Here is a 22120-nt window from a genome sequence, read left to right as displayed (position 1 = left end):
CCGTTCATCTTGCCGGGCATGATCACGTCGGTGAACAGCAGGTCGAACGGCTTGCCGCTCGCGACGATGGTGAGCGCCTCCGCGGCATTGGCGGCCTGCAGGGTGACGTAGCCGAGCGAATGCAGCTGGGCCAGCACGTAGTCACGCACCAGCCGGTCGTCCTCGACGACGAGGATAGTCTCGTGACCGCCCTCGCTTGAGGCTGGCATCACGCCATCGGCGACCGGCGTCGGTGTCTTGCCCGGCGGCAGATACATCTTGATCGTGGTGCCGTGGCCTTCTTCGCTGTAGATCTTGATGTGGCCCGCAGACTGCTTGATGAAGCCGTAGACCATGGAGAGCCCGAGCCCGGTGCCCTTACCCGGGCCCTTCGAGGTGAAGAAGGGGTCGAACACGCGCGCCAGCATATGGGAAGGAATGCCGGTGCCGGTGTCGCTCACCGCGATCAGCACGTAGTGCCCGGGCCTGACGTCGTTGACGCTGGCATAGACCTCGTCGAGATAGGCGGCGCCCGTCTCCACGATCAGCTTGCCGCCGCCGGGCATCGCGTCGCGCGCGTTGAGCGCGAGGTTGAGGATCGCCGTGGTGAGCTGGTTCGGGTCGACCACGGCGACGCAGCTCTCGTCCTCGAACACGGATTCGATCTGGATCTGCTCGCCCAGTGTCGGCCGCAGCAGCTTTGCGGTGTCGATGATCAGCGAATTGATGTCGATCTCGCGCGGCTGCAGCGGCTGCTTGCGCGCGAAGGCCAGCAGATGCTGGGTCAGCTCGGCGCCGCGGCCGGCGGCCTCGTCGATCATCTTCGTGATCGCGGCGAGCCCCGGATCCTTGGCCACGGCATCGGCCAGGATCTCGATCGTCCCGGTGATCACGGTGAGGATATTGTTGAAATCGTGCGCCACGCCGCCGGTGAGCTGGCCGACCGCCTCCATCTTCTCGGCATGGCGAATACGCTCCTCGGAGGCGATCTTGTCGGTGAGGTCGCGGTAAAACACGTTGAACAAGACGCCCTCGCGGCGCCGCAGCGCCGTGACGCTCAGCTCCGCCTTGAACTCCTTGCCGTCGCGGCGTCGGACCATGAGCTCGCGGCGGCGGTTGAGGGTCTGGCCATCCGCGGATTCGAGGAAGCGGGCGAGGCCGGCCTTGACCCTCTCGCGCTCGCTTTCCGCAACGATCAGGTCGACCGCGTTCTTGCCCAGCGCCTCGTCGCGCCGCCAGCCGAACAGCTCCTCGGCCCGCGAGCTCCAGTTCTGGATGGTGCTGCGATCGTCGGTCTGGACGAAGGCGTCGAGCGCGGTCTCGACGATGTTGCGCGCAAGCTGCTCGCTGTCACGCAAGGATTCGGCGGCGTGCCTCGCCTCGGTCATGTCGCGCCCGACGAAGAAGAAACGCTTGGCCTGATCCGACCAATTGCCGAGCCAGGACAGCCAGACCTCGTGGCCGTCCTTGTGAATGCACCGCGTGTCGGCGAGCGTCGGATGTCCGCCGCGCCGGAGTGCGCGCATCTCCTCGCGGGATTGGTCGAGATGGCCGGGATGGATGAAATCGACGCCGCTTCGGCCGATCATCTCGTCGGGCTTGTAGCCGAGCACGGTCTCACAGCTCGGGCTGATCTGCGCGATGTGGCCCCGCGAGTTCATGATCATGATCAGATCCTGCGAGGTGTCAAAAAGCTGCCGCCGCTCCTCCAGTTGCTGCTGTAGCGCCCGCTCCGCGCGCCGCGCTTCGGTCAGGCTGCGCGCGGACCCGGAGGCACCCATGATCTCGCCCAACGGCCCTCTGATCGGCGACAGGCTGAGCGAGATCTCGACCGGCGTGCCGTCCTTGCGCAGGCGCACCGTCTCGAAGCGCTCGATCGGCTCGCCCCGGGCGATACGCTGCAAAATATCCTTGCCCTGCTCGCGGCGGTCGGTCGGGACGATGATCGAGGTGGACTTCCCGATCGCCTCGTCCGCCGAATAGAAGTAGAGACGTTCGGCGGCAGGATTCCAGCCGGTGATGACGGCGTCGAGCGATTGCATCACGATCGCATCGTCGGATGACTCGACCGCGGCACTGAACAGGCGCTCACGCGCTTCATGATGGATTCGCGCAGCCTCGGTGCGGCGATGCTCCTCGATCTCGCGTTCGAGCGCGGCGGTTTTCACCCGGGTCTCTTCGACCATCTGGGCAAAGGCCCGCGCCAGCACGCCCGTCTCGCCGCCGGCATCGACGGGGATGTCTGCTGGCCGTCCGCTGCCGATGGCCTCCACAGCTTCGGTGAGACGCCCGATCGGGCGCGTCAAGGAGCGCGCCAGGAGCACCGCGAGCGCAGCCGCGGCGAGCACGGCAAGTACGCCGACGAGCAAGGAGGTCTTTTGAATGGCCGCCGGCACCCGGCCGAACACGGGCGGGGGGATCGTTTCGACCACCGCGATCCATTCCTTGCCTGCAAGCAGTGCTGGCGCGATCGCCGCGCCGCTCGGCCGGCCCGACTCGTCGGTCGTCAGATGGGTGGATCCGTCGAGCTTGCCGGCCAGCGTGGCAAAAAATGGAAAGTCTTGGCGCCAGTCGGTGGGATGGCCGCGCATTGAGCCGAATTCCCGCGCACGATCGGGGTGGACGAGATAATCGCCGCGCCAGCTTACGACGTAGATTTCTCCCCCTGTGCTCGTGGTCGCGCGGACACTGTCCAGTGCCCGGCGCATGTCGATATTGGCGATGATGATGCCGAACGGCTTGCCGTCCGGCGTGAACAGCGGCGTCGCGACCCGCAACGTCGGAATGTGAAGGTCCGCGGTTCCCCCGTGGCGGCTGGCGAGATCGACCGGAGAAACATAGACCTCGCCCGGCGCCAGTCGCATTGTGTCCTGAAAATAGGTTCGCTCGGTCTTGCGCTCCAGTTCGCTATTGGGGACGATCCGCGCCGTTCCGTTCGGGCCGGAGCGATCGACGCGGACCAGCTCGCGCTGATCGTCATCAAGGCCGATAATTCGAAACTGCCCATAGCTGGGCTTGGCGTCGATCTCGGCCGCGAGGCGCGCCGCGATGCGCTCGCGCCAGGTTTGCTCGGAAACGCCGTCGAGAGTGTCGATGCCGCCTGCGATATGGGCGCGGATCAGGCCATTGATGGCTGCGGCGGAGCGATAGCCGAGGAGATCGCCGCGGGCTCCGGCAACGTAGGATTCAAGATTGGTCGCCAGGAGGCGTGACTGGGCTTCGACGCGTTCCAGGACCCGCGGAATGACGGCTTGGGTCGTGTTGCGATAGCCCAGCCACCCCACTGCGGCCACGGTCACCGCCACCAGCAGGATCATCGCGATCGTGAGCCGCGTTGCGAGCCTCATGGGAATATTCGCTCCGCTTCCCGCATGGCCGCGCCTGTTCGGGCCTGGAACGGAACGAAGGCCCTTGTCATTGGCGGCTGGTGCTGACATTGGGCCCCGCCGGCTCGCCCGACTTCAGGCAACGGTCGGCCATCGTCAGCAGCACATCCGCCCGGAACGGCTTCTGCAGGCTGGCGACCGCGCCGAGCTTGATCGCCATCTTCAGGAAGTCGGGCTCCGCATAGGCGTCCGGCGTGATCGAGCGGCCGGAAATCACGATGATCGGTATAGCAGGCTGGAGCGCCCGCACGTGACGCATCGTCTCCAGCCCGTCCATGCCGGGCATGAAGATGTCGAGGAACAGCAGGTCGAACTGGCCGCCCTCGAACAGGACGAGCCCCTTGCGGCCGTCGCCGGCGACCGTCACGTGATGACCAGCCCGCTCCAACAGCAGGCGTATCGTAAGCTGGACGGCCGGGTCGTCATCCACGATCAGGATGTTGGCCACGTCAAAAACCTCCGGATCGGGCGGGGGAAGTTCCCTGCGACCCAAATCAAAGCATCAAATACGGGACTGTTGCGCGGATCGTGCCTGGCCTGCAAGCGCTTCGCGCCCATTGCGACGTGTGATCGCCGGGGGTTGAGTGCAAGTCATATGCATGTCTGCGTGCAAATGACCCGGTGCCCGCCTGGTCCTCGGTGCCCGCCTAGTCGGAGAGATATTCGGGATAGCGCTCGCGGATCCTATCCAGCTCGCTCAGCGTGCCTGATAGATGCTTGCGCAGATTCTGCTGCGCAGCCTGGGCATCTTTCGCCTCGATTGCACGCGTGATTAGCTTGTGGTGGCGTACGATGTTCTGGGCCTTGCCGGGCGAGGGCAGATGCAGCCGGCGCAGCCGGTCAATATGTCCGCTGCGGCTTCGCACCAGCATCCAAAGGTCCTGCTTCCGGGCGGCGGCATAGAGCTGGGCGTGGAAATCATTATCGCCGGCAATGAAGGCCTCGAAGTCGCCGGCCTTCGCGAATTGCTGTTGCAACGCAATGGCGTGATCCAGCCGAATGATCAGGGCAGGATCAGGTTTGTCGGCAAGGAGCCGGACGATCTCCAGCTCCAGCGCCTGGCGCAGGAAATGCGCCTGTTGCGCGCGGTCGACGTCGATCTGGCTGACGACGGTCGCGTGCTGCGGAAATACGTCGACCAGGCCTTCTTCCTCGAGCCGCATCAGCGCGTCGCGCACCGGCGTTGAGCTGACGCCAAACTGGCCGGCCAGCTCTGCACGCGACAGCGGCGCGCCGGGCGGCAATTCCAGCGCAATGATCGCATTGCGCAGCCGCTCGAACACCTGCGGCGCGGCCTGCCGGGCTCGGTCGAGCCGGGCGGCCGCGCGCGGCACGGGATGGGCTGATTCCATGGCTGCGGCTCCGGCGGACTTGCCTTTGATGCACTAATGCATTAGTGCATCAACCCGGTTGCGCGTCAATGCCGGCCGGAGGAAACGAACAACAATGATCAAGCAATTCCAGCGTGGCAGTGCAGTCATCGCCCTGATCGCCGCGGCAGTCCTGTCGACCTCGCCCGCGCAGGCGCAGCAGAAATCCGAGATCTCCCTGTCGCGGCAGCCTGGCATTTTCTACATGCCGAGCCACATCATGGAGAAGCAGAAGCTGATCGAGAAGCACGCGGCTTTGCTCGGCGTGCCCGGCGTCACCACCAAATGGGTGACCTTCTCCGGCGGCGGCGCGCAGACCGATGCGCTGCTCGCAGGTGGCGTCGACATTCTCAACACCGGCACCGGCAATCTGCTGCTGCTGTGGGATCGCACTCGCGGCGGCGTGAAGGGCATCGTCGCGACCTCGGCGCAGCCGATGACGCTGATCAGCCGTGACGCCAACATCAAGTCGATCAAGGATTTTGGCCCGAGCGACAAGATCGCGGTGCCGACCGTGAAAGTTTCGACGCAGGCGATCGTGCTTCAGATTGCGGCGGCAGAGGCCTTCGGCGCCGACCAATGGTCGAAGCTCGATGCCAATACCGTGCAGCTTGGCCATCCCGATGCTTATGCGGCGCTGTCGAATCCCAAGCACGAGGTGCACACCCATTTCTCGATCCCGCCTTTCACGTTCCTCGAGCTGAAGAACGTGCCGGGCGCGCATATCGTGCTGAACTCGCCTGACGTGATGGGCGGGCCGCTCAGCCAGGCGCAGTTCTTCACCACCACCAAATTCGCCGACGCCAATCCAAAAATCATCCAGGCCGTGCGCGACGCGACCAAGGAAGCGCAGGACCTGATCCGCAGCGATACCAAGCAGGCGGTCGAGATCTACAAGGAGATCACCGGCGACAAGACCTCGGTGGAGGAGCTGCTCGATCTCCTGAAAGAACCCGGCATGATGGAATGGAATCTCGAGCCGCAGGGCACGATGAAGTTCGCGGCCCACCTCTACAAGACCGGCACGCTGAGGACCCAGCCCAAGGCCTGGACCGATTACTATCTCCCCGTCGCGCACGACCTGAAGGGCAACTGATGGCACTGCTCGACGTCAGTGGGGTGACGCTGCGCTACAAGACCTCCAGCGCCGTCGTCACCGCCACGGAGAGGGTGAGCTTCACCGTCGACAAGTCCGACCGCTTCGTGCTGCTCGGACCGTCCGGCTGCGGCAAGTCGACCCTGCTCAAGGCCGTCGGCGGCTACATGTCACCGAGCGAGGGCCGCATGACGATCGGCGATCGCGAGATCCGCGGCCCCGGCGCCGACCGCATGATGATCTTTCAGGAATTCGACCAGCTCCTGCCCTGGAAGAGCGTTCTCGCCAATGTGATGTTCCCGCTGCTGACCGCGCGAAAGCTGTCGCGCAAGGACGCTGAAGCGCGGGCGCGGGCCTATATCGAGAAGGTCGGCCTCACCCGCGTGGTCGACGCCTATCCGCACACGCTCTCCGGCGGCATGAAGCAGCGCGTCGCGATCGCGCGCGGCATGGCGATGGAGCCGGACATCCTGCTGATGGACGAGCCTTTCGCAGCGCTCGACGCACTGACGCGCCGGACCTGCCAGGACGAGCTGCTTCAGCTCTGGAGCGAAACCAGGTTCACCGTGCTGTTCGTGACGCATTCGATCGCGGAAGCGATCCGCATCGGCAACCGCATCCTGCTGCTGTCGCCGCATCCCGGCCGTGTCAAGGCCGAGGTGGTCGACGTCGACAAGGTCGGCAATGACGACGGCAGCGCCGGCCGGCTCGAAAAGGAGATTCACGATCTCCTGTTCGCCGGAGAAGCCACCGCGCACTAGGGGAGCCGCTCATGGGCGAAGTGAAGATTTTGCTGCGTCATGCGCCGGTCGCTGCCGTCAGTGGCACGGGTGAGGTCGAGCGCAAGCTGAGTGTGGCCGAGCTGCTGTGGAACGACGGCTTTGTTCGCAAGGCCGTCATCATCCTGTTTCTGGCCGCGATCTGGGAAGCTTATGGTGTTTACCTCGACAACCCCCTGCTGTTTCCCACGCTGCACGACACCATCGCGACGCTGTCCGACCGCGTGAAGGACGGCACTATTCCAATGCGGGCCTGGACCTCGCTGAAGGTGCTGTTCATGGGCTATTCGGCCGGCATCGCGCTGGCTGCGATCTTCACCGTGCTCGCGATCTCGACCCGCATCGGCACCGACTTCCTGGAAACGGTGACGGCGATGTTCAACCCGTTGCCGGCGATCGCGCTGCTGCCGTTGGCGCTGATCTGGTTCGGCCTCGGCAATGGCAGTCTCGTCTTCGTGCTGATCCATTCGGTGCTGTGGCCGGTCGCGCTCAACACCCATTCCGGCTTCAAGAGCGTGTCCAACACGCTGCGCATGGTCGGCCGCAATTACGGCCTGCGCGGGCTGCCCTATGTCGCAAAGATCCTGATTCCCGCGGCCTTCGGCTCGATCCTCACGGGTCTGAAGATCGGCTGGGCCTTTGCCTGGCGCACGCTCATCGCCGCCGAGCTGGTGTTCGGAGTGTCCTCGGGCCAGGGCGGGCTCGGCTGGTTTATCTTCGAGAACCGCAACCTGCTCGACATACCCGCAGTGTTCGCGGGCCTCTTGACGGTGATTATCATCGGGCTCTTTGTCGAGAACCTGATCTTCCGCGCCATCGAGCGGAACACCGTCCAGAAATGGGGCACCCAATCATGACCAAGAAGAAAGCACCCGACCAGCTCCGCAGCGCGCGCTGGTTCGCGCCCGATGATCTCCGCTCGTTCGGCCACCGCTCCCGCGCCATGCAGATGGGCTACGCCCCGGAGGAGTGGAAGGACCGGCCGTGCATCGCGATCATCAACACCTGGTCGGACGCGCAGCCCTGCCACATGCACTTCAAGTCGCGCGTCGACGACGTCAAGCGCGGCATCCTGATGGCCGGCGGCCTGCCGGTGGAATTGCCGGCGCTGTCGCTGTCGGAGTCGCTGCTGAAGCCGACCACCATGCTCTATCGTAATCTCCTGGCGATGGAAGCCGAGGAGCTGTTGCGCAGCCATCCGGTTGACGGCGTGGTGCTGATGGGCGGCTGCGACAAGACCACGCCGGCGCTGCTCTTGGGTGCGACCTCGATGAACATTCCGGCGATCTATCTGCCGGCAGGCCCGATGCTCCGCGGCAACTGGAAGGGCAAGACGCTCGGCTCCGGCTCGGACGGCTGGAAATACTGGGACGAGCGGCGCGCCGGCAAGATTTCCGACAAGGACTGGCTCGACATCGAAGCCGGCATTGCGCGGAGCTACGGCACCTGCATGACCATGGGCACGGCCTCGACCATGACCGCGATTGCCGAAGCCATTGGCATGACGCTGCCCGGCGCCTCCTCGATTCCCGCCGCGGATGCCAACCACATCCGCATGGCCTCTGAATGCGGCCGCCGCATCGTCGAGATGGTGTGGGAGGATCTGACGCCGAAGACGATCCAGACCCGCAAGGCCTTCGAGAACGCAATCGCGGTCGCGATGGCGATGGGTTGCTCGACCAACGCGATCATCCATCTGATCGCACAGGCCCGCCGCGCCGGCCAGGACATCGGCCTCGACGATTTCGAGATCGCGAGCCGCAAGGTGCCCGTCATCGCCAACGTCCGCCCGAGCGGAGATGCCTATCTGATGGAAGATTTCTTCTATGCCGGCGGCCTGCCGGCACTGATGGGCCAGATCAAGGACCATCTGCATCTCGACTGCATCACGGTGAGCGGCAAGACGCTTGGCGAGAACATCGACGGCGCCGAGGTGCATAGTGCCGATGTCATTCGCAGCGTGGACAATCCCATCTACAAGGAAGGCGCGCTCGCCGTGCTCAAGGGCAATCTCGCGCCCGACGGCTGCGTCATCAAGCCCTCTGCCTGCGCGCCGCGCTTCCTCAAGCACACGGGTCCCGCGCTGGTGTTCGACGACTATCCGTCGATGAAGAAGGCGATCGACGATCCCAATCTGGATGTCACCGAGGATCACATCCTCATCTTACGCAATGCGGGCCCGCAGGGCGGACCGGGAATGCCGGAATGGGGCATGCTGCCGATCCCGACAAAACTCGTGAAGCAGGGCGTGCGCGACATGGTGCGCATCTCGGATGCGCGCATGAGCGGCACCAGCTATGGCGCCTGCATCCTGCACGTTTCACCGGAGGCCTACATCGGCGGCCCGCTGGCGCTGGTGCAGAACGGCGATCGTATCACGCTCGACGTCGCCGCGCGCACCATCAATCTCGATGTGCCCGAGGCCGAGCTCGACAAGCGCCGCGCCGCCTGGAAGCAGCCCGAGCGCCGCTTCGAGCGCGGCTACGGCTGGATGTTCACCAAGCACATCAAGCAAGCCAACGACGGCTGCGACTTCGACTTCCTCGAGACTGATTTCGGCGCGCCGGTCGGCGAGCCGTCGATTTACTAACCCCCGTCATTCCGGGGCATCGCGAAGCGATGAGCCCCGGAATCCATTGAGCCGCAACATGTGAGGCCAAATGGATTCCGGGCTCGCGCCAAGTGGCGCGCCCCGGAATGACGATCAGAGAGAGCACATCATGCCCAAACTTAGCGAAGCCACCCGCAACAAGCTCAAGACCGTCTCCACCGCCACTGTCGCCACTGCGTTGTTCAAGCGCGGCCTGCGCATCCAGATGATCCAGGATGTGCATCCCTTAGGCCGCGACCAGCCGACCATGGTCGGCGAGGCCTTCACGCTGCGCTACATGCCGGCGCGCGAGGATCTCAACACCATCGACGTCTTCAGGGATCACTCCCATCCGCAGCGCAAGGCGGTCGAGGATTGCCCGGCAGGCAGCGTGCTGGTGATGGACAGCCGCAAGGACGCGCGCGCGGCTTCCGCCGGCGCGATCCTGGTGACGCGATTGATGAAGCGTGGCGTCTCCGGTGTCGTCACCGACGGCGGTTTTCGTGATTCCGCCGAGATCGCCAAGCTCGGCATTCCCGCCTACCATCATCGCCCCTCCGCGCCGACCAATTTGACTCTGCATCAGGCGATCGAGATCAACGTTCCCATCGGCTGCGGCGATGCGCCGGTGTTTCCCGGCGACGTCGTCCTCGGCGATGCCGACGGCGTCATCGTCATCCCCGCGCATCTCGCCGATGAGATCGCCAATGAAACCTTCGAGATGACGGCGTTCGAGGATTTCGTCACCGAGGAGGTCGGCAAGGGCCGCGGCATTTTCGGCCTTTATCCCGCGACCGATCCGCAGACGCTCACCGACTTCGCGGAATGGCGGAAGAAGAACAGCCGGTAAGGCCGTTCGCGCCAAAACCGATCACGTCAAGAAACAGGCCGGCCACATCAAGTGCCGGCCTTTTATCAAGCAGGGAGAACTCTTATGACTTTCACGCGACGCAATCTCTTGTCCGGCGCCGGCGCGGCGGCGGCTTCGACGCTGCTGGCCCGCGCGGCCGGTGCGCAATCGTTTCCGTTCACGCCCGCTCAGCGCTATCCGGACCCTGCCGTCCAGATCCTCGACCCGAGTTTTGCAAAATACCGGCTCTATTCCTCGACGCTCGAGCAGGTCGCGACTGGCCTGCGCTGGGCCGAAGGTCCGGTTTATTTCCCGGAAGGCGGTTATCTCCTGTTCTCCGACATTCCCAACAACCGGATCATGAAGTTCGACGAGAAGACCGGGCAGACCAGCGTGTTCCGCGCCAACGCCAATTACGCCAACGGCAATACGCGCGACCGGCAGGGCCGGCTTGTCACCTGTGAGCACTCCGTCACGCGCCGTATCACCCGCACCGAGAAGGACGGCAAGATCACAGTGCTCGCCGACAAGTTCGAGGGCAAGCGGCTGAACGCGCCGAACGACATCGTGGTGAAGTCCGACGACAGCATCTGGTTCACCGATCCGATCTTCGGCATTGCCGGCGAGTGGGAGGGCAAGAAGGAGAAGCCGGAGCAGGCCACCACCAACGTCTACCGCATCGCCAGGGACGGCAAGCTCACCGCCGTGCTCACCGACCTCGTCAATCCGAACGGCATCGCCTTCTCGCCGGATGAGAAGAAACTCTATGTCGTCGAGTGGAAGGGTACGCCCAATCGCAGCATCTGGAGCTACAATGTCGGCGACGACGGTAGCCTCAGCGGCAAGACCAAGCTGATCGACGCCGCCGACCAGGGCTCGCTCGACGGTTTTCGCGTCGACCGCGACGGCAATCTCTGGTGCGGCTGGGGCTCCAACGGCGCACTGCAGTCCGAGCCGAGCGACGTCGGTGGCCGCAAGGTCTACCAGCTCAAGGGCAAGTCGGAGGATCTCGATGGCGTCATGGTGTTCAGCTCCGAGGGCAAGCCGCTCGCCTTCATCAAGTTGCCCGAGCGCTGCGAAAATCTGTGCTTCGGCGGGCCGAAGAACAACCGCCTCTACATGGCGAGCTGCCACTCGATCTACGCGCTTTATGTGGAGGCGCATGGAGCGGTGTGAGGCACGAAGCGACGGTGCCCTTCGCCTCTCCCCGTAAGAACGGGGAGAGGGAGAGGTCAGCCCTCCGCCTCCGCCATTCCCGCGGCCCACAGCGCGAACGCATACACGATCGCGACTTCATCGAGCCGGTCAAAGCGTCCCGAGGCGCCGCCATGGCCGGCGCCCATGTTGGTGCGGAGCAGGACCGGACCGCCGCCGGTCATGGTCGCGCGCAGGCGGGCGATCCATTTGGCGGGCTCCCAGTAGGTGACACGCGGATCGGTCAAGCCGCCCATCGCCAGGATCGCCGGATAGTCTTTTGCCGCGACGTTGTCGTAGGGCGAGTAGGACAGGATGGTGCGAAAATCCGTTTCGCTCTCGATCGGGTTGCCCCATTCCGGCCATTCGGGCGGCGTCAGCGGCAGCGTGTCGTCGAGCATTGTGTTGAGCACGTCGACGAACGGCACTTCGGCGACGATGCCCGCGAATAGTTCGCCGGCACGGTTGGCGACCGCGCCCATCAGCATGCCGCCGGCCGAGCCGCCATGGCCGACGATATGCTTGGCGCTGGTATATTTCGCGTCGATCAGCGCGCGGGCGCTGGCGGCGAAATCATCGAACGAATTGGTCTTCTTCTCGCGCTTGCCGTCGAGATACCAGCCCCAGCCCTTGTCGGCGCCGCCGCGGATATGGGCGATGGCGTAGACGAAACCGCGGTCGGCCAGCGACAGCCGGTTGGCGCTGAACGAGGCCGGCATCGCCATGCCGTAGGAGCCGTAGCCATAGAGCAGCAGCGGCGCCGCGCCGTCGAGCTTGAGCCCGCGGCGATAGAGTATCGAGACCGGCACCTCGGCGCCGTCCTGCGCCCTTGCCATGATGCGGGTGGTGACGTAGTCGCTCGCAACGTGCCCGGACGGAATCTCCTGGCGCTTGCGCAAGGTGCGCGTGCGCTTGGCCATGTCGTAGTCGTAGACCTCCGACGGCGTCGTCATCGACGAATAGGCAAAGCGCAAATTTGTCGTGTCGAATTCGTAGGAGCCCATCGTGTCGAGCGAATAGGCGGCCTCGTCGAACGCGATGGCGTGCTCCTCCGTCGTCTTGAGGTCGCGGATCACGATCGCGGGCAGCGCGTTGGCGCGCTCCAGCCGCACCAGATGGCCGGCATAGAGATCGAGATCGATGATGTAGATGCCGGGACGATAGGGGATCAGGTCGCGCCAGTTGTTCCGCTCGGGCGAGGCGAGCGGTGCCGTGACGATCTTGAAGTCGATGGCGTCGTCGACATTGGTGAGGATGAAGAGCTCGTCGCCGCGATCGGCCAGCGAATATTGCACGCCCTCTTGGCGCACTGCGACAAGGCGCGGCGGCGCTTCTGGATGGGTGAGATCGATCAGCCGCTGCTCGCTCGTCTCGTGGTCGCCACCGGCGATCACGCAGAAGCGGCCGCTGGTGCTCTCATGCAGATGGGTGAACCAGCCGGAATCCTGTTCCTCATAGACCAGCGTGTCGTCCGCCTGCCTGGTGCCGAGCCTGTGCCGCCACACCTGCATCGGGCGGTGATTGTCGTCGAGCTTCACATAGAAGAAGGACTTCGCGTCCTTGCTCCAGACGACGCCGCCGTCGGTCTCCTCGATGACGTCGTCGAGGTCCTTGGCCGTAGCCCAGTCGCGGACGCGGATCGTAAAATATTCCGAGCCTTTGGTGTCGGCGCTCCAGGCCTGCAGCTTGTGATCGTCCGAGTGGCGGCTGCCGCCGAACTTGAAGTATTTGTGGTCTTTTGCCAGCGCATCGCCGTCGAGCACGATATCGCCCTCGCCGCCCTCGCGCGGCATGCGGCCGAACAGCTCGTGCTGGCCGCCCTCGCGGAATTTGCGGAAATACGCGAACGGTCCGTCCGGCGACGGCACGCTGGAATCGTCTTCCTTGATGCGGGCGCGCATCTCGCGCACCAGCGTCTTTTGCAAGCTCGCGGTGTGGCCGAGCAGGCTCTCGGTGTAGCCGTTCTCTTCATCCAGATATTTGCGGATGTCGGGATCGAGCACTTTGGGCTCGCGCAGCACCTCCTGCCATTTTGCGTCCTTCAGCCAGGCATAGTCGTCGGTCACGGTGATGCCGTGACGGGTGAAGGAATGCGGCCGGCGCGGGGCGACCGGAGCTGCGCTGGTTTTGCTGGTGTTGGGCAAATCGATCCTCGATATAGGGGCGTGTCTGGCCTCTATATCAGATCGAATGTGGGGGATTTAAAGAAGGCCGCTTGCACCGGCGGTCGGCTCCCTCGCCCCGCTTGCGGGGAGAGGGTGGGGTGAGGGGGAGTCTCCGCGAGGGAGGTGAGAGTTGAGTTCGCGGAGAGTCCCCCTCACCCGGAATGCGCGCGGAAGCGCGCCCATTCCGGCCTCTCCCCGCACGCGGGGAGAGGCGAAGAAGCTACACCGCCACCTGCTCGCCGAGATACGCCACCGCCGCCTCGAGCCCGCCTTTGCCGTGCGGGATCTTCAGCGCGTTGAGGCCGACCTCGATGACCCCGAGCGTGCCGAGCAGCATCGGCGCGTTAACATGGCCCATATGGGCGATGCGGAAAGCTTGTCCCGAGAGATCGCCGATGCCGGTGCCGAGCACGACGCCGCACTTCTCCTTGCAATAGCGCTGCAGCACCGCGGGATCGTGGCCGGTGGTCATGGTCACCGTGGTCACGGTGTTGGAGCGCTCATGCGGTTCGGCGACGTTGAAGCCGAGCACCTGGCCCTCAGTCCATGCGCCGACCGCCCGCCGCGCGGCTTCGCCGAGCAGGGCGTGGCGGCGGAACGCGTTCTCCAGGCCTTCCTCGTGAATAAGGTCGATCGCCTGGCGCAGCGCGAACAACAGATGCACCGGCGCGGTGCCGGCATATTTGCGATAGTTCTCGGTGCCCTCGCGCTCGCTCCAGCTCCAATAGGGCGTTGCCATGTTCGCCTTCTTGTGGGCTTCCAGCGCACGCGCGTTCGCGGAGACGAAGCCGAGGCCGGGCGGCGTCATCAGGCCCTTCTGCGAGCCGGACATCGCGACGTCGACGCCCCATTTGTCCATCTCGAACGGCATGCAGCCGAGCGAGGCGACGGTGTCGACCATGTACAGCGCGGGATGGCCGGCCGCCTTGATCGCCTTGCCGATCGCCTCGATGTCGTTCTGCACGCCTGAGGCCGTATCGATCTGGACGACGACGACGGCCTTGATCTTGTGCTCGGTGTCGCGGCGCAGCCGCTCCTCGACTTCGTGTGGCCGCACCGCACGGCGCCAGTCGCCCTTGAGCACCTCGACCTCGGCGCCCATCAGCGCTGCCGCATTGCCCCAGCCGATCGCAAACCGTCCGCTCTCCAGCACCAGCACCTTGTCGCCGCGCGACAGCACGTTGCTCAGCGCGGCTTCCCAGGCGCCGTGGCCGTTGGCGATGTAGATGTAGGACTTGCCCTTGGTCGCGAACAGATTCGAGATGTCGCGGAGCAGGCTTTCAGTCAGGTCGAGCATCTCCCTGGAGTAGATGTCGATCGCCGGACGATGCATCGCCTGCAGCACCGCGTCGGGCATCGTGGTGGGCCCGGGGATGGCCAGAAATTCCCGGCCCGCGCGAACGGTCATTGCTATCTTCCTTGTGTCGTGAAGACTGTCTGGTGGGTCGCTGATTCACTCTTCTACGCGGCGGCGCAGCCTGAGAAAAGCACGTAAAATGCAGGTCTGAGGTGGGTTATCGCTTCGTCTCGCGGCAGCCGGCGGCCTCGGCCTCCTCGACCGAGCAGAACCAGCGTGTGCCCTTGCTGATCTTCATCTTGATCTGGGTGTACCAGCGGCTGTTCGGGGTGTGATAGATGCACTCGCCGGCGGTGTTGACGTTGCCCTTGATGGTGCAGTCCGGCGAGGGCGCGACCGGCCCCGAGGCCGAGGCGAGCAGCACCGCATGGGCGCCTTCGGGCGGCTTGGTGGCGCCCAAAATCGTCGTCTTCTTGTTGCGCACGCGCCAGTCCCAGGGGGCGATGAAGGCGCCCTGCCACATCCCGGCTTTTGCCTCACGTGCGGCAGCCTCGTCCGCGTCGTAATCGTGGGAGACGCGGGCGTAGGACAGCGCCCAGCCGCTGCGCACCAGCCATTTCTGGATGTCCTCGCCGCCGACCTCGCAGCGCGCCACGGTGCGGCCGCGCCGGTCGATCGAGCGGGCATGGCAGACCCAGTTCTTGCCCTCGGTGTATTTGGCGAGCTCGTCGCGCGCTGCCGCGCCGCAAGTCCAGCGCTCGGATTTGTTGTTGAGGCAAAGCTGGTCGGCCGACGGCGCGTCGATGCCGCCAAGCCGGACCCGCGTGCTGCCGATCAGGACGGAATCGCCATCACGGACCTTGGCGGTGCCGGTGACGTCAGCCGCCTGCGCCAGCGACGGCACAGCGAGCAGAGACAGCGCAATCAGGACTTTTCGCAACATGCCGGTCCGAAGGTTCGGGAAAATCTCGATAAGCCCCGCAATTGTGGTCGGCTTTGGGCCGCCCGGCCAGCACATGCCTAACGGTTAGGCTTTCAACTTCCCGTCATTGGTCGATGGTCTCGTAGGGTGGGCAAAGCGAAGCGTGCCCACCATGTCCGGCACCGCACAGAAATGGTGGGCACGGCGCGCGAAGGGCGCGTCTTTGCCCACCCTACAAGATCGGGTCCCGGGTCCTGAGGCCTCATCCCCGCACCATTCGCCGCCTCGCCACCGCCAGCCCCATCAACACAAACGCCGACGTCACCTCCGGGCCGCCGACCAAAATCCGCGTCGGGGTCTTCATCTTGTTCCATTCATAGGCGCGGAACGGGCCGCGGCGGCCGCCTTCGCCGATGGCATTGACGATCACGTTCAGAGCCGGCGCGAACGCGCGCGGGTCGGCGCCGAGATGGCCGAGCGCGATCAGCGCCAGCGCCGCGTCGAACACGTTCATCTCGGCCGCTATCAGCTCGCCCTTGACGTAGGAAAGCACGCGATGGCGGATGAAATCGAAATCGCCGTCGGGATCGATCGCAGCCTGGGCTGCCAGCGGCAGCGCCAGGAAGGCCGCATAGCAGCGGCCGAAATAGGCGCTGTAGAGCTCCGGCAGATAATAGATGTGCGAGCGTGGATTGGCGAAGGCACCGCTCGCCGCCAGCCGCTTCTGGAAGCCGATGATGCGATGCACGGTCGCGAGCCGCGCCGGTGTCTCCAGAATCCTCCAGCGCGCCAGGTTGCGAAAGCTCACCTCGAGAATGTCGAGATTGAGCGTCGGATCGAGATCGTTGCCGTAAGGACGCTCGCCCTTGAGGTTGTCGATCCAGGTCGCAACGCCGCCTTCGTAGTCGATATTGTCGTTGAGCGGCACCGTCACGCGCGGCTCGTTGACACCGGCATGCACCTGATAGCCCGCGTAGAAATCCAGCAGTGGCTGGTCGATGATCGGATCGGTGCAGCCGGCCTGCGTCGCCGCGGAAATCGAGCACGCCGTGGTGTCGCAATCCGGCACATAGACGCCGAAGCCAAGGTCCTGCTTGATCTGGGCGAAATAGCGCGAAAAGCGCGGATGCGGCGCCGGTGCCAGCGCCGTGATGACGTTGAAGCGCTGGCCGCCGCTGCCCTCGACCTGCTCGCGGCTGATGTTGACGCAGAAATCGACCATGTCGGCGATGGCGCGCTCGGCTGCAGTCTTGTCGGCCGGCGAGGCGAGCCCCGTTTCGACATAGCCGAGCAGCGCCTCGATGAAGAACGCATCGTAATAGGCCGAGCGGTGGCGGATCTGCACCGGCTCCCACATCGGCTCGGCGATTCCTCGCCAGGGTGGATTGACCACGGCGCGCGCGGGCGAGCGCGCGATGAAGACTCGGGCGAGGTTGAACAGCAGCGATGAATTCTTGTAGCCACGCGCGTTCAGCCCGCTGAGCGCCATGATCAGCTCGCGGCCGCGAAAATCGGGATCGCCGATCAGGTTGAAGGCGGCATAGGTCGGCAGGAAACCGTTGTTGCGGTACGAGCCGAGCAGATGCTGCGCGCAGTCGCGGATCACGCCGTCGATCTGCGATTGTGCCGGCATCGCGCCGACGAAATTGACCGGCGGCGGTTTTGGATGGTCGAGCGCGATGGTGTCGACGAGATCGGCGATGGGCTGGCCGACCGCCGCCCAGTCGGGTTCGGCATCGTCGCGGGCGCGGGCCAAAGCCTCGCGCAGCCGGGTCAGCTTGGCCTCGTCACGCAGATCGCTCAGGCCGGCGCGGCGCAGCAGCACCCGCAGCGCCGGGTTGCCGAGCGCGGTCTTGTAAAATTTCGCCAGATGCGGATCGCCGCTGGCTTGGCCCGACAAGACGGGATCGCAGACGTCATAAAGGGAGGGGCCGTCTTTCCGCGCCGTCAGCACCCGGCACGCGGCACCTGCAAAATAATGAAAGCTCATGAAATACCTGGTCGCGGGGGACTTTCACGGGAGCCAGGTCGATGACCCGTCCCCCACAAGTCTTTTGAAAAGCTACCCGGATTTGAAAAGCTACCCGGATTCGCGGGAAATACAAATGTGACTGACGTCACGGAAAAGCCCGGCACGGGAGCTGCATAATCAATCCCCGGAAGGCTACGGGGAGCCAAAAATGGAGAAATCTGAGTTGGGTAATTAACCAATATATTCAATGGCTTATATCAAATTTTGGGCGATCTATTGCCGGGCCGGTGATATCCGGTTAAGGGTTTGTTTGGTGCGGCGCCGCAAATTGCGCGCAATTCGGGGGCACTCCCCCGGCCAATCCCTCAAACCTAAAGACGCTATCGCGCTACTCAATCCGTGTGCGCGCGCATGGACGGTCTTTGGCACTGACAGGAATGAACCGAGATGAATGTAAGGCAGCTCGACATTTCCCGACGCACGATTGCGGTGGCCGCGGCCCTTATCGGCACGGTGTCGCTGGCGATCGGCGCTCATGCTGCGCTGAACATGCGTTCGCTCGATGCCGCCAAGGCCGTCTCGACCGACCAGGTCACGGGCTCGCTGGGCCAGACCTCGCGTCTCGCGCTCGTCATCGGCAATGGTCATTATCCCGACGCGACCGCGCCGCTGACGCAGTCGATCAACGACGCGCGCGCGCTGTCCTCGTCGCTGCGCAAGAACGGTTTTGACGTCGACATGGTGGAGGACGCGAGCAAGGACGACATGGTCCGCGCCGTCAACCGCCTCAAGTCCCGCATCAGGCACGACACCGTCGTCATGCTGTTCTTCGGCGGCTACGGCGTGCAGGCCGGCCGCGAGAGCTACATGCTGCCGGTCGATGCCGTGATCTGGAAGGAAAGCGACGTCCGCCGCCAGGGCGTCTCGATCGAGGGCGTGCTCAACATGATGAAGGAGCAGGGCGCCAAGGCCAAGCTCGTCGTCGTCGATGCGTCCCGCCGCAATCCCTATGAGCGCCGCTTCCGCTCCTATTCGCATGGCCTCGCGCCGATCGGCACGCCCGACAATGCGCTGATCCTCTCCTCGGCCTCGCCCGGCAAGGTCGTCGACGACGGCAAGGGCGAGCACAGCACGCTGGTCAGCGAGCTCCTCAACAATCTCAATGCGCAAGGTAGCAGCGCCGAAAGCGTCTTCAACAAGACCCGCGTCGCCATCTCCCGCGCCTCCGAAGGCGACCAGGTCCCGACGGTCTCGTCCTCGCTGCTCGAGGACGTGCAGTTCAACGAAGCCGGCGGTTAGTTCTCCTCATTCGGCAATGTCTCGTGCCCCGGACGCGGCGCATCATGCAGTGATGCGACGCTGAGCCGGGGCCCAGTTTTGGGCCCCAGGCTGAGCAGCATTGTGGGTCCCGGCTCTGCGCAGCAGCGCTGCACGCTGCAGCGCGTCCGGGATACGAGCATCTCTACTTCGCCGCGTCCGCGCTCGCCATCACCGGGCGCACGGGATCGCCTTCGCGCAGCAGCGCGCCGGCACGGGCGACGACGATATCGCCTTCGGCGAGGCCGTCGCGGACCTCGATATTGCCGCCCGACATCAAGCCGGTCTCGACGCGCTTGGTCTCGACGCGATTGCGGCGGATCACCTGCACCACGGTGCCGGCGGATGAATATTGCACCGACGTCAGCGGCACCGCGACGTTGCAGCTCTGCCCGGTCTTGATCAGCGCGCGGCCGCTCGCATTGAGCAGCAGCCGCTTTTGCGAAGAGATGCCGATATAAACCATGCCCTGCTGGATGTTCGGCTCGACGGTCGGTCCGATGCGGCGCACCTTGCCCTCGATATCGCCGGCGCCGGCAATGCGCACGGTGGTCGGCTGATTGACCGCGAGCTTCCTGACATCGTTGGTCGCAACCAGGCCGACGAGATCATATTCGCTGCGCGCCACGATGGTGAACAGCGCCTCGCCCTTCGCCGAGGCGGGATTGCCGATCTGCGCGGTCGAGGTGGCGATGACGCCGGCGACCGGGGCGGTGACCTGCAGCGTGCCGCCTTCGGGCAGCGCCAGCCGTGCCAGCACCTGGCCGGCCGTCGTGGTCTCGCCGGCTTCGGCCAGCACCTCGGTCACCTTGAGCCCGGGACGCTCGGGCCGCACCGAGGTCTCCTCGCGCGCGATGATCGAGCCGGTGGCCTCGACGATGTCGGAGAAGCAGGACTTTGCCGCCTTCAGCACCGTGACCGCCGGCCCCTTGGGCGCGTCGTCATCGGCAGCGAGCACGGGCTGGGCGGAGACCAGCGCCAGTCCGGCGAGGGCAGCGAAGGTCCGGGAAAAGGAACGCGCAGGCAATGAACGCATCGGTCATTCCAGTTGGCCGCCAAGAAGGCTTCAATCGATAGCAGAAGCGATTGCGGCGGGCCATGGGCTGACCGAATGAGAAATGCCGCAGCGCAGGCGGCGGGGAGCCGCCTGTTGATTTAGTCGCTGCGAAAGCAAAGAAGTTCGCCGGTGGTCGCGCATCCCGGACTCGTCATGGCCGGGCTTGTCCCGGCCATCCACGTCTTGGCCACGTGGAACGAAGAACGTGGATGCCCGGGACAAGCCCGGGCATGACGGCCTCTTGTAGAAGCTACCTCTAGGAGAGGAGGGGCAGCGCCACCTCACTTCAGCGCCAAAAACTCCACCCAGTTCGGCTTCTTGCCGGTGGCGTAGGATTTCAGCTTGCCGAGCGCGCCGCTGGTCTGGTCGATGGCGTAGACCGTCATGCCGTCGGACAGCTCGCCGACCGCGGCGAGGTAGCGGCCGGTCGGATCGATGTTGAAGCCGCGCGGCTGCTTCTCGGTCGGCACGCTGCCGATCGTGGTCAGCTTGCCGCTGGCGGCATCGACCTTGTAGGCGGTGAGCGTGTTGGTGGTGCGCTCGGAGGCGTAGAGGAAGCGGCCGTCCGGGGTGATATGGATGTCGGCGGCCCAGGGTTTTCCGTTGAAGCCCTCAGGCAACGCAGTCGTGCGCTGGATCTCGCTCCACGCGCCGCTCCTGGCCTCATAGCTGTATGCTGCGACGTCGCCGTTCAGCTCGTGGATGAGATAGACGTACTTGCCGTTGGGATGAAACACGAAGTGCCGCGGCCCGGATTTCTCCGGCGTCTTGATCGCCGGCGGATCGCTCGGCGTCAGCGTGCCCGCGGCGGCATCGAACGCAAAGCTCAACACCTGATCGGAGCCGAGATTGGTCGCGAACACAAAACGGTTGTCGGGCGAGGGCAGCAAGGCGTGTGCGTTCAGCCCGGTCGGGATCACCTGCTTCGGCTCGCCGACGACGCCGTTGGCTTGAAGCGGATTTAGCGCGACCTTGTTGCCGCCATAGGAGGCGCTGAACAGCACCTTGCCGCCGCGGTCGGTGGCAATGTTGGCCATGCTGTCGGCGAGCGGCCCGTTGCCGATATGGCTGAGGAGGCCCGTCTTGGGATCGATCGCAAAGCTCTCCGCGAGGAAGGGCTGCGAGCGGACGCCGGCGATCAGCACGCGGTGGTCGGGCGTGATCGCGAGCGGGGTCGAGGATCCCGGCTTTTCGACGCCGGTGAAGGCGGCCGTCTGCACCGGCGTCATCTCGCCGTTCTCGGCGATCTTGAACACGCTGATGTCGTTGCTGTCGGCATTGCCGACATAGGCGAAGGTTTCGGCCATGCCGGCACGGACTCCGGAAACGAGGGCAAGAGCGCTGACAAGAGCGGTGAAGAGCGTGGTGGCGATCGCCGCGCGGGATGCGGGGCGTGTCGGTTTGATCATGGGCCGTCCTCCTGAGCCGGTATGGCTTGTCGTTTTGCGGCAGAGGATAGCGGCTGGGGTTCCGTTGCACCAAATTCCAATTGGGATTGATCGATGCCGAAATGGTATCGGTTGCAAGGCGCTTTCGAGAGACAAGGCGTTTTCGAGCGACGTGGGATGCTGGTTCGTGTCTACCGCACCGACGCCGTCAGGTCGCGTGAGGGCAGATGCGGGCCGGCCGGATGGTCGGGTGGCCCGAGCACGGTCCACACGGCAACGGCCACCAAGGCCGAGGTCAGGATGGTCCAGGCGACGAGTTGCTTGCGCATCAGGCCAAATCCGTCCGTCGAAGGTTCGGCCATCGTGCACTGCAAACGGCGACGACCCTATGAACTCGTTCACAGGGGCCTTCGGTATGGCGATGTCGTGGCAAAGCGCCACACCGGTTAAACCGATCGCAAGGTCTCGCTGACAAACTCAGGAGAGGTTGCGCTTCGCCTGCTCAAGTCGCAGGCATCCCCGCCGCATGATCGCGTGGGAACGGCGGCCGCGCCCCGCCGTTACCCCGGTCTCGCCGGTGGAGGACACCGAAACGGAGGCTGGCACGTGTTTTGGATTTATTGGGACACCGCCTGGTCGCTTATCATCAGCGGCATCATGTTCACCACCATCGTCACGCATCCGGACGCCGAGCTCGTCGAAGTGCACGCCGCAAAGCGACGAATGTGAACTTTTACGGGACCTGAGGTCGCCGCCTC

The 22120-nt window shown here is 64.7% G+C and carries 18 protein-coding genes; 8 read left to right on the top strand and 10 right to left on the bottom strand.

The window, feature by feature from the left end; all coding sequences use genetic code 11:
- The 3 genes from FXB38_RS37200 to FXB38_RS37190 form a co-directional block, all read right to left on the bottom strand.
- On the bottom strand, positions 1–3416 hold a 3416-nt coding region (locus FXB38_RS37200; protein WP_148755902.1), incomplete at its 3' end, for a PAS domain S-box protein.
- The gene (locus FXB38_RS37195; protein ID WP_148755901.1) at positions 3394–3813 is read right to left on the bottom strand and encodes a response regulator; all 420 of its coding nucleotides are present in this window, start codon (positions 3811–3813) and stop codon (positions 3394–3396) included. The genes FXB38_RS37200 and FXB38_RS37195, both read right to left, overlap by 23 nt.
- Before the next feature lie 199 nt (positions 3814–4012).
- Positions 4013–4717, bottom strand: coding sequence for a GntR family transcriptional regulator (locus FXB38_RS37190; RefSeq protein ID WP_148755900.1), 705 nt, complete (start codon positions 4715–4717; stop codon positions 4013–4015).
- Positions 4718–4811: 94 nt separating this feature from the next.
- Between FXB38_RS37190 and FXB38_RS37185 the strand changes: the two genes are divergently transcribed.
- The 6 genes from FXB38_RS37185 (at position 4812) to FXB38_RS37160 (ending at position 11226) form a co-directional block, all read left to right on the top strand.
- Positions 4812–5831 carry an ABC transporter substrate-binding protein gene (locus FXB38_RS37185; protein ID WP_148755899.1) on the top strand — a complete coding sequence of 340 codons (1020 nt, stop codon included), beginning with the start codon at positions 4812–4814 and terminating at the stop codon, positions 5829–5831.
- Complete coding sequence (locus FXB38_RS37180) at positions 5831–6592, top strand: ABC transporter ATP-binding protein (RefSeq protein WP_148755898.1); 762 nt, start codon at positions 5831–5833, stop codon at positions 6590–6592. Before FXB38_RS37185 ends, FXB38_RS37180 begins: the two co-directional genes overlap by 1 nt.
- 11 nt (positions 6593–6603) lie before the next feature.
- On the top strand, positions 6604–7467 hold the full coding sequence (locus FXB38_RS37175; protein WP_148755897.1) for an ABC transporter permease: 864 nt from the start codon (positions 6604–6606) through the stop codon (positions 7465–7467).
- The gene (araD, locus tag FXB38_RS37170; protein ID WP_187435413.1) at positions 7464–9200 is read left to right on the top strand and encodes an L-arabinonate dehydratase; all 1737 of its coding nucleotides are present in this window, start codon (positions 7464–7466) and stop codon (positions 9198–9200) included. The genes FXB38_RS37175 and araD overlap by 4 nt, the downstream gene beginning before the upstream one ends.
- Before the next feature lie 130 nt (positions 9201–9330).
- Entirely contained in the window at positions 9331–10050 is a 720-nt protein-coding gene (locus FXB38_RS37165) for a ribonuclease activity regulator RraA (protein WP_148755896.1), read from the top strand.
- Between the two features lie 84 nt (positions 10051–10134).
- Entirely contained in the window at positions 10135–11226 is a 1092-nt protein-coding gene (locus tag FXB38_RS37160; RefSeq protein WP_148755895.1) for an SMP-30/gluconolactonase/LRE family protein, read from the top strand.
- 56 nt (positions 11227–11282) lie between these two features.
- On the opposite strand, the gene FXB38_RS37155 is transcribed toward FXB38_RS37160, so the two are convergent.
- The 4 genes from FXB38_RS37155 to FXB38_RS37140 form a co-directional block, all read right to left on the bottom strand.
- On the bottom strand, positions 11283–13388 hold the full coding sequence (locus FXB38_RS37155; protein ID WP_148755894.1) for a S9 family peptidase: 2106 nt from the start codon (positions 13386–13388) through the stop codon (positions 11283–11285).
- A gap of 241 nt (positions 13389–13629) precedes the next feature.
- On the bottom strand, positions 13630–14817 hold the full coding sequence (locus FXB38_RS37150; RefSeq protein WP_148755893.1) for a pyridoxal-phosphate-dependent aminotransferase family protein: 1188 nt from the start codon (positions 14815–14817) through the stop codon (positions 13630–13632).
- Between the two features lie 106 nt (positions 14818–14923).
- Positions 14924–15649, bottom strand: coding sequence for a thermonuclease family protein (locus tag FXB38_RS37145; RefSeq protein ID WP_148755892.1), 726 nt, complete (start codon positions 15647–15649; stop codon positions 14924–14926).
- Positions 15650–15890: 241 nt separating this feature from the next.
- Positions 15891–17618 carry a hypothetical protein gene (locus FXB38_RS37140; protein ID WP_148755891.1) on the bottom strand — a complete coding sequence of 576 codons (1728 nt, stop codon included), beginning with the start codon at positions 17616–17618 and terminating at the stop codon, positions 15891–15893.
- Between the two features lie 429 nt (positions 17619–18047).
- Between FXB38_RS37140 and FXB38_RS37135 the strand changes: the two genes are divergently transcribed.
- The gene (locus FXB38_RS37135; protein ID WP_148755890.1) at positions 18048–18899 is read left to right on the top strand and encodes a caspase family protein; all 852 of its coding nucleotides are present in this window, start codon (positions 18048–18050) and stop codon (positions 18897–18899) included.
- Between the two features lie 163 nt (positions 18900–19062).
- Here FXB38_RS37135 and FXB38_RS37130 read toward each other — a convergent pair whose 3' ends face one another.
- The 3 genes from FXB38_RS37130 to FXB38_RS43260 all read right to left on the bottom strand — a co-directional run bounded on the left by FXB38_RS37130 (position 19063) and on the right by FXB38_RS43260 (position 21724).
- Complete coding sequence (locus tag FXB38_RS37130) at positions 19063–19953, bottom strand: efflux RND transporter periplasmic adaptor subunit (RefSeq protein WP_148755889.1); 891 nt, start codon at positions 19951–19953, stop codon at positions 19063–19065.
- A gap of 302 nt (positions 19954–20255) precedes the next feature.
- The gene (locus FXB38_RS37120; protein WP_148755887.1) at positions 20256–21383 is read right to left on the bottom strand and encodes a lactonase family protein; all 1128 of its coding nucleotides are present in this window, start codon (positions 21381–21383) and stop codon (positions 20256–20258) included.
- 170 nt (positions 21384–21553) lie between these two features.
- Complete coding sequence (locus tag FXB38_RS43260; RefSeq protein ID WP_187435412.1) at positions 21554–21724, bottom strand: hypothetical protein; 171 nt, start codon at positions 21722–21724, stop codon at positions 21554–21556.
- Positions 21725–21968: 244 nt separating this feature from the next.
- Between FXB38_RS43260 and FXB38_RS44715 the strand changes: the two genes are divergently transcribed.
- Positions 21969–22091 (top strand): hypothetical protein, encoded by a 123-nt coding sequence (locus FXB38_RS44715; RefSeq protein WP_283812804.1) that lies wholly within the window; start codon positions 21969–21971, stop codon positions 22089–22091.
- The last annotated feature ends 29 nt before the right edge of the window (positions 22092–22120 follow it).

The sequence above is a fragment of the Bradyrhizobium cytisi genome (assembly GCF_008123515.1).
Lineage (GTDB): Bacteria > Pseudomonadota > Alphaproteobacteria > Rhizobiales > Xanthobacteraceae > Bradyrhizobium > Bradyrhizobium cytisi.
Note: the sequence above shows the minus strand (reverse complement) of the source record. Positions and strands in the feature narration are given on the sequence as shown.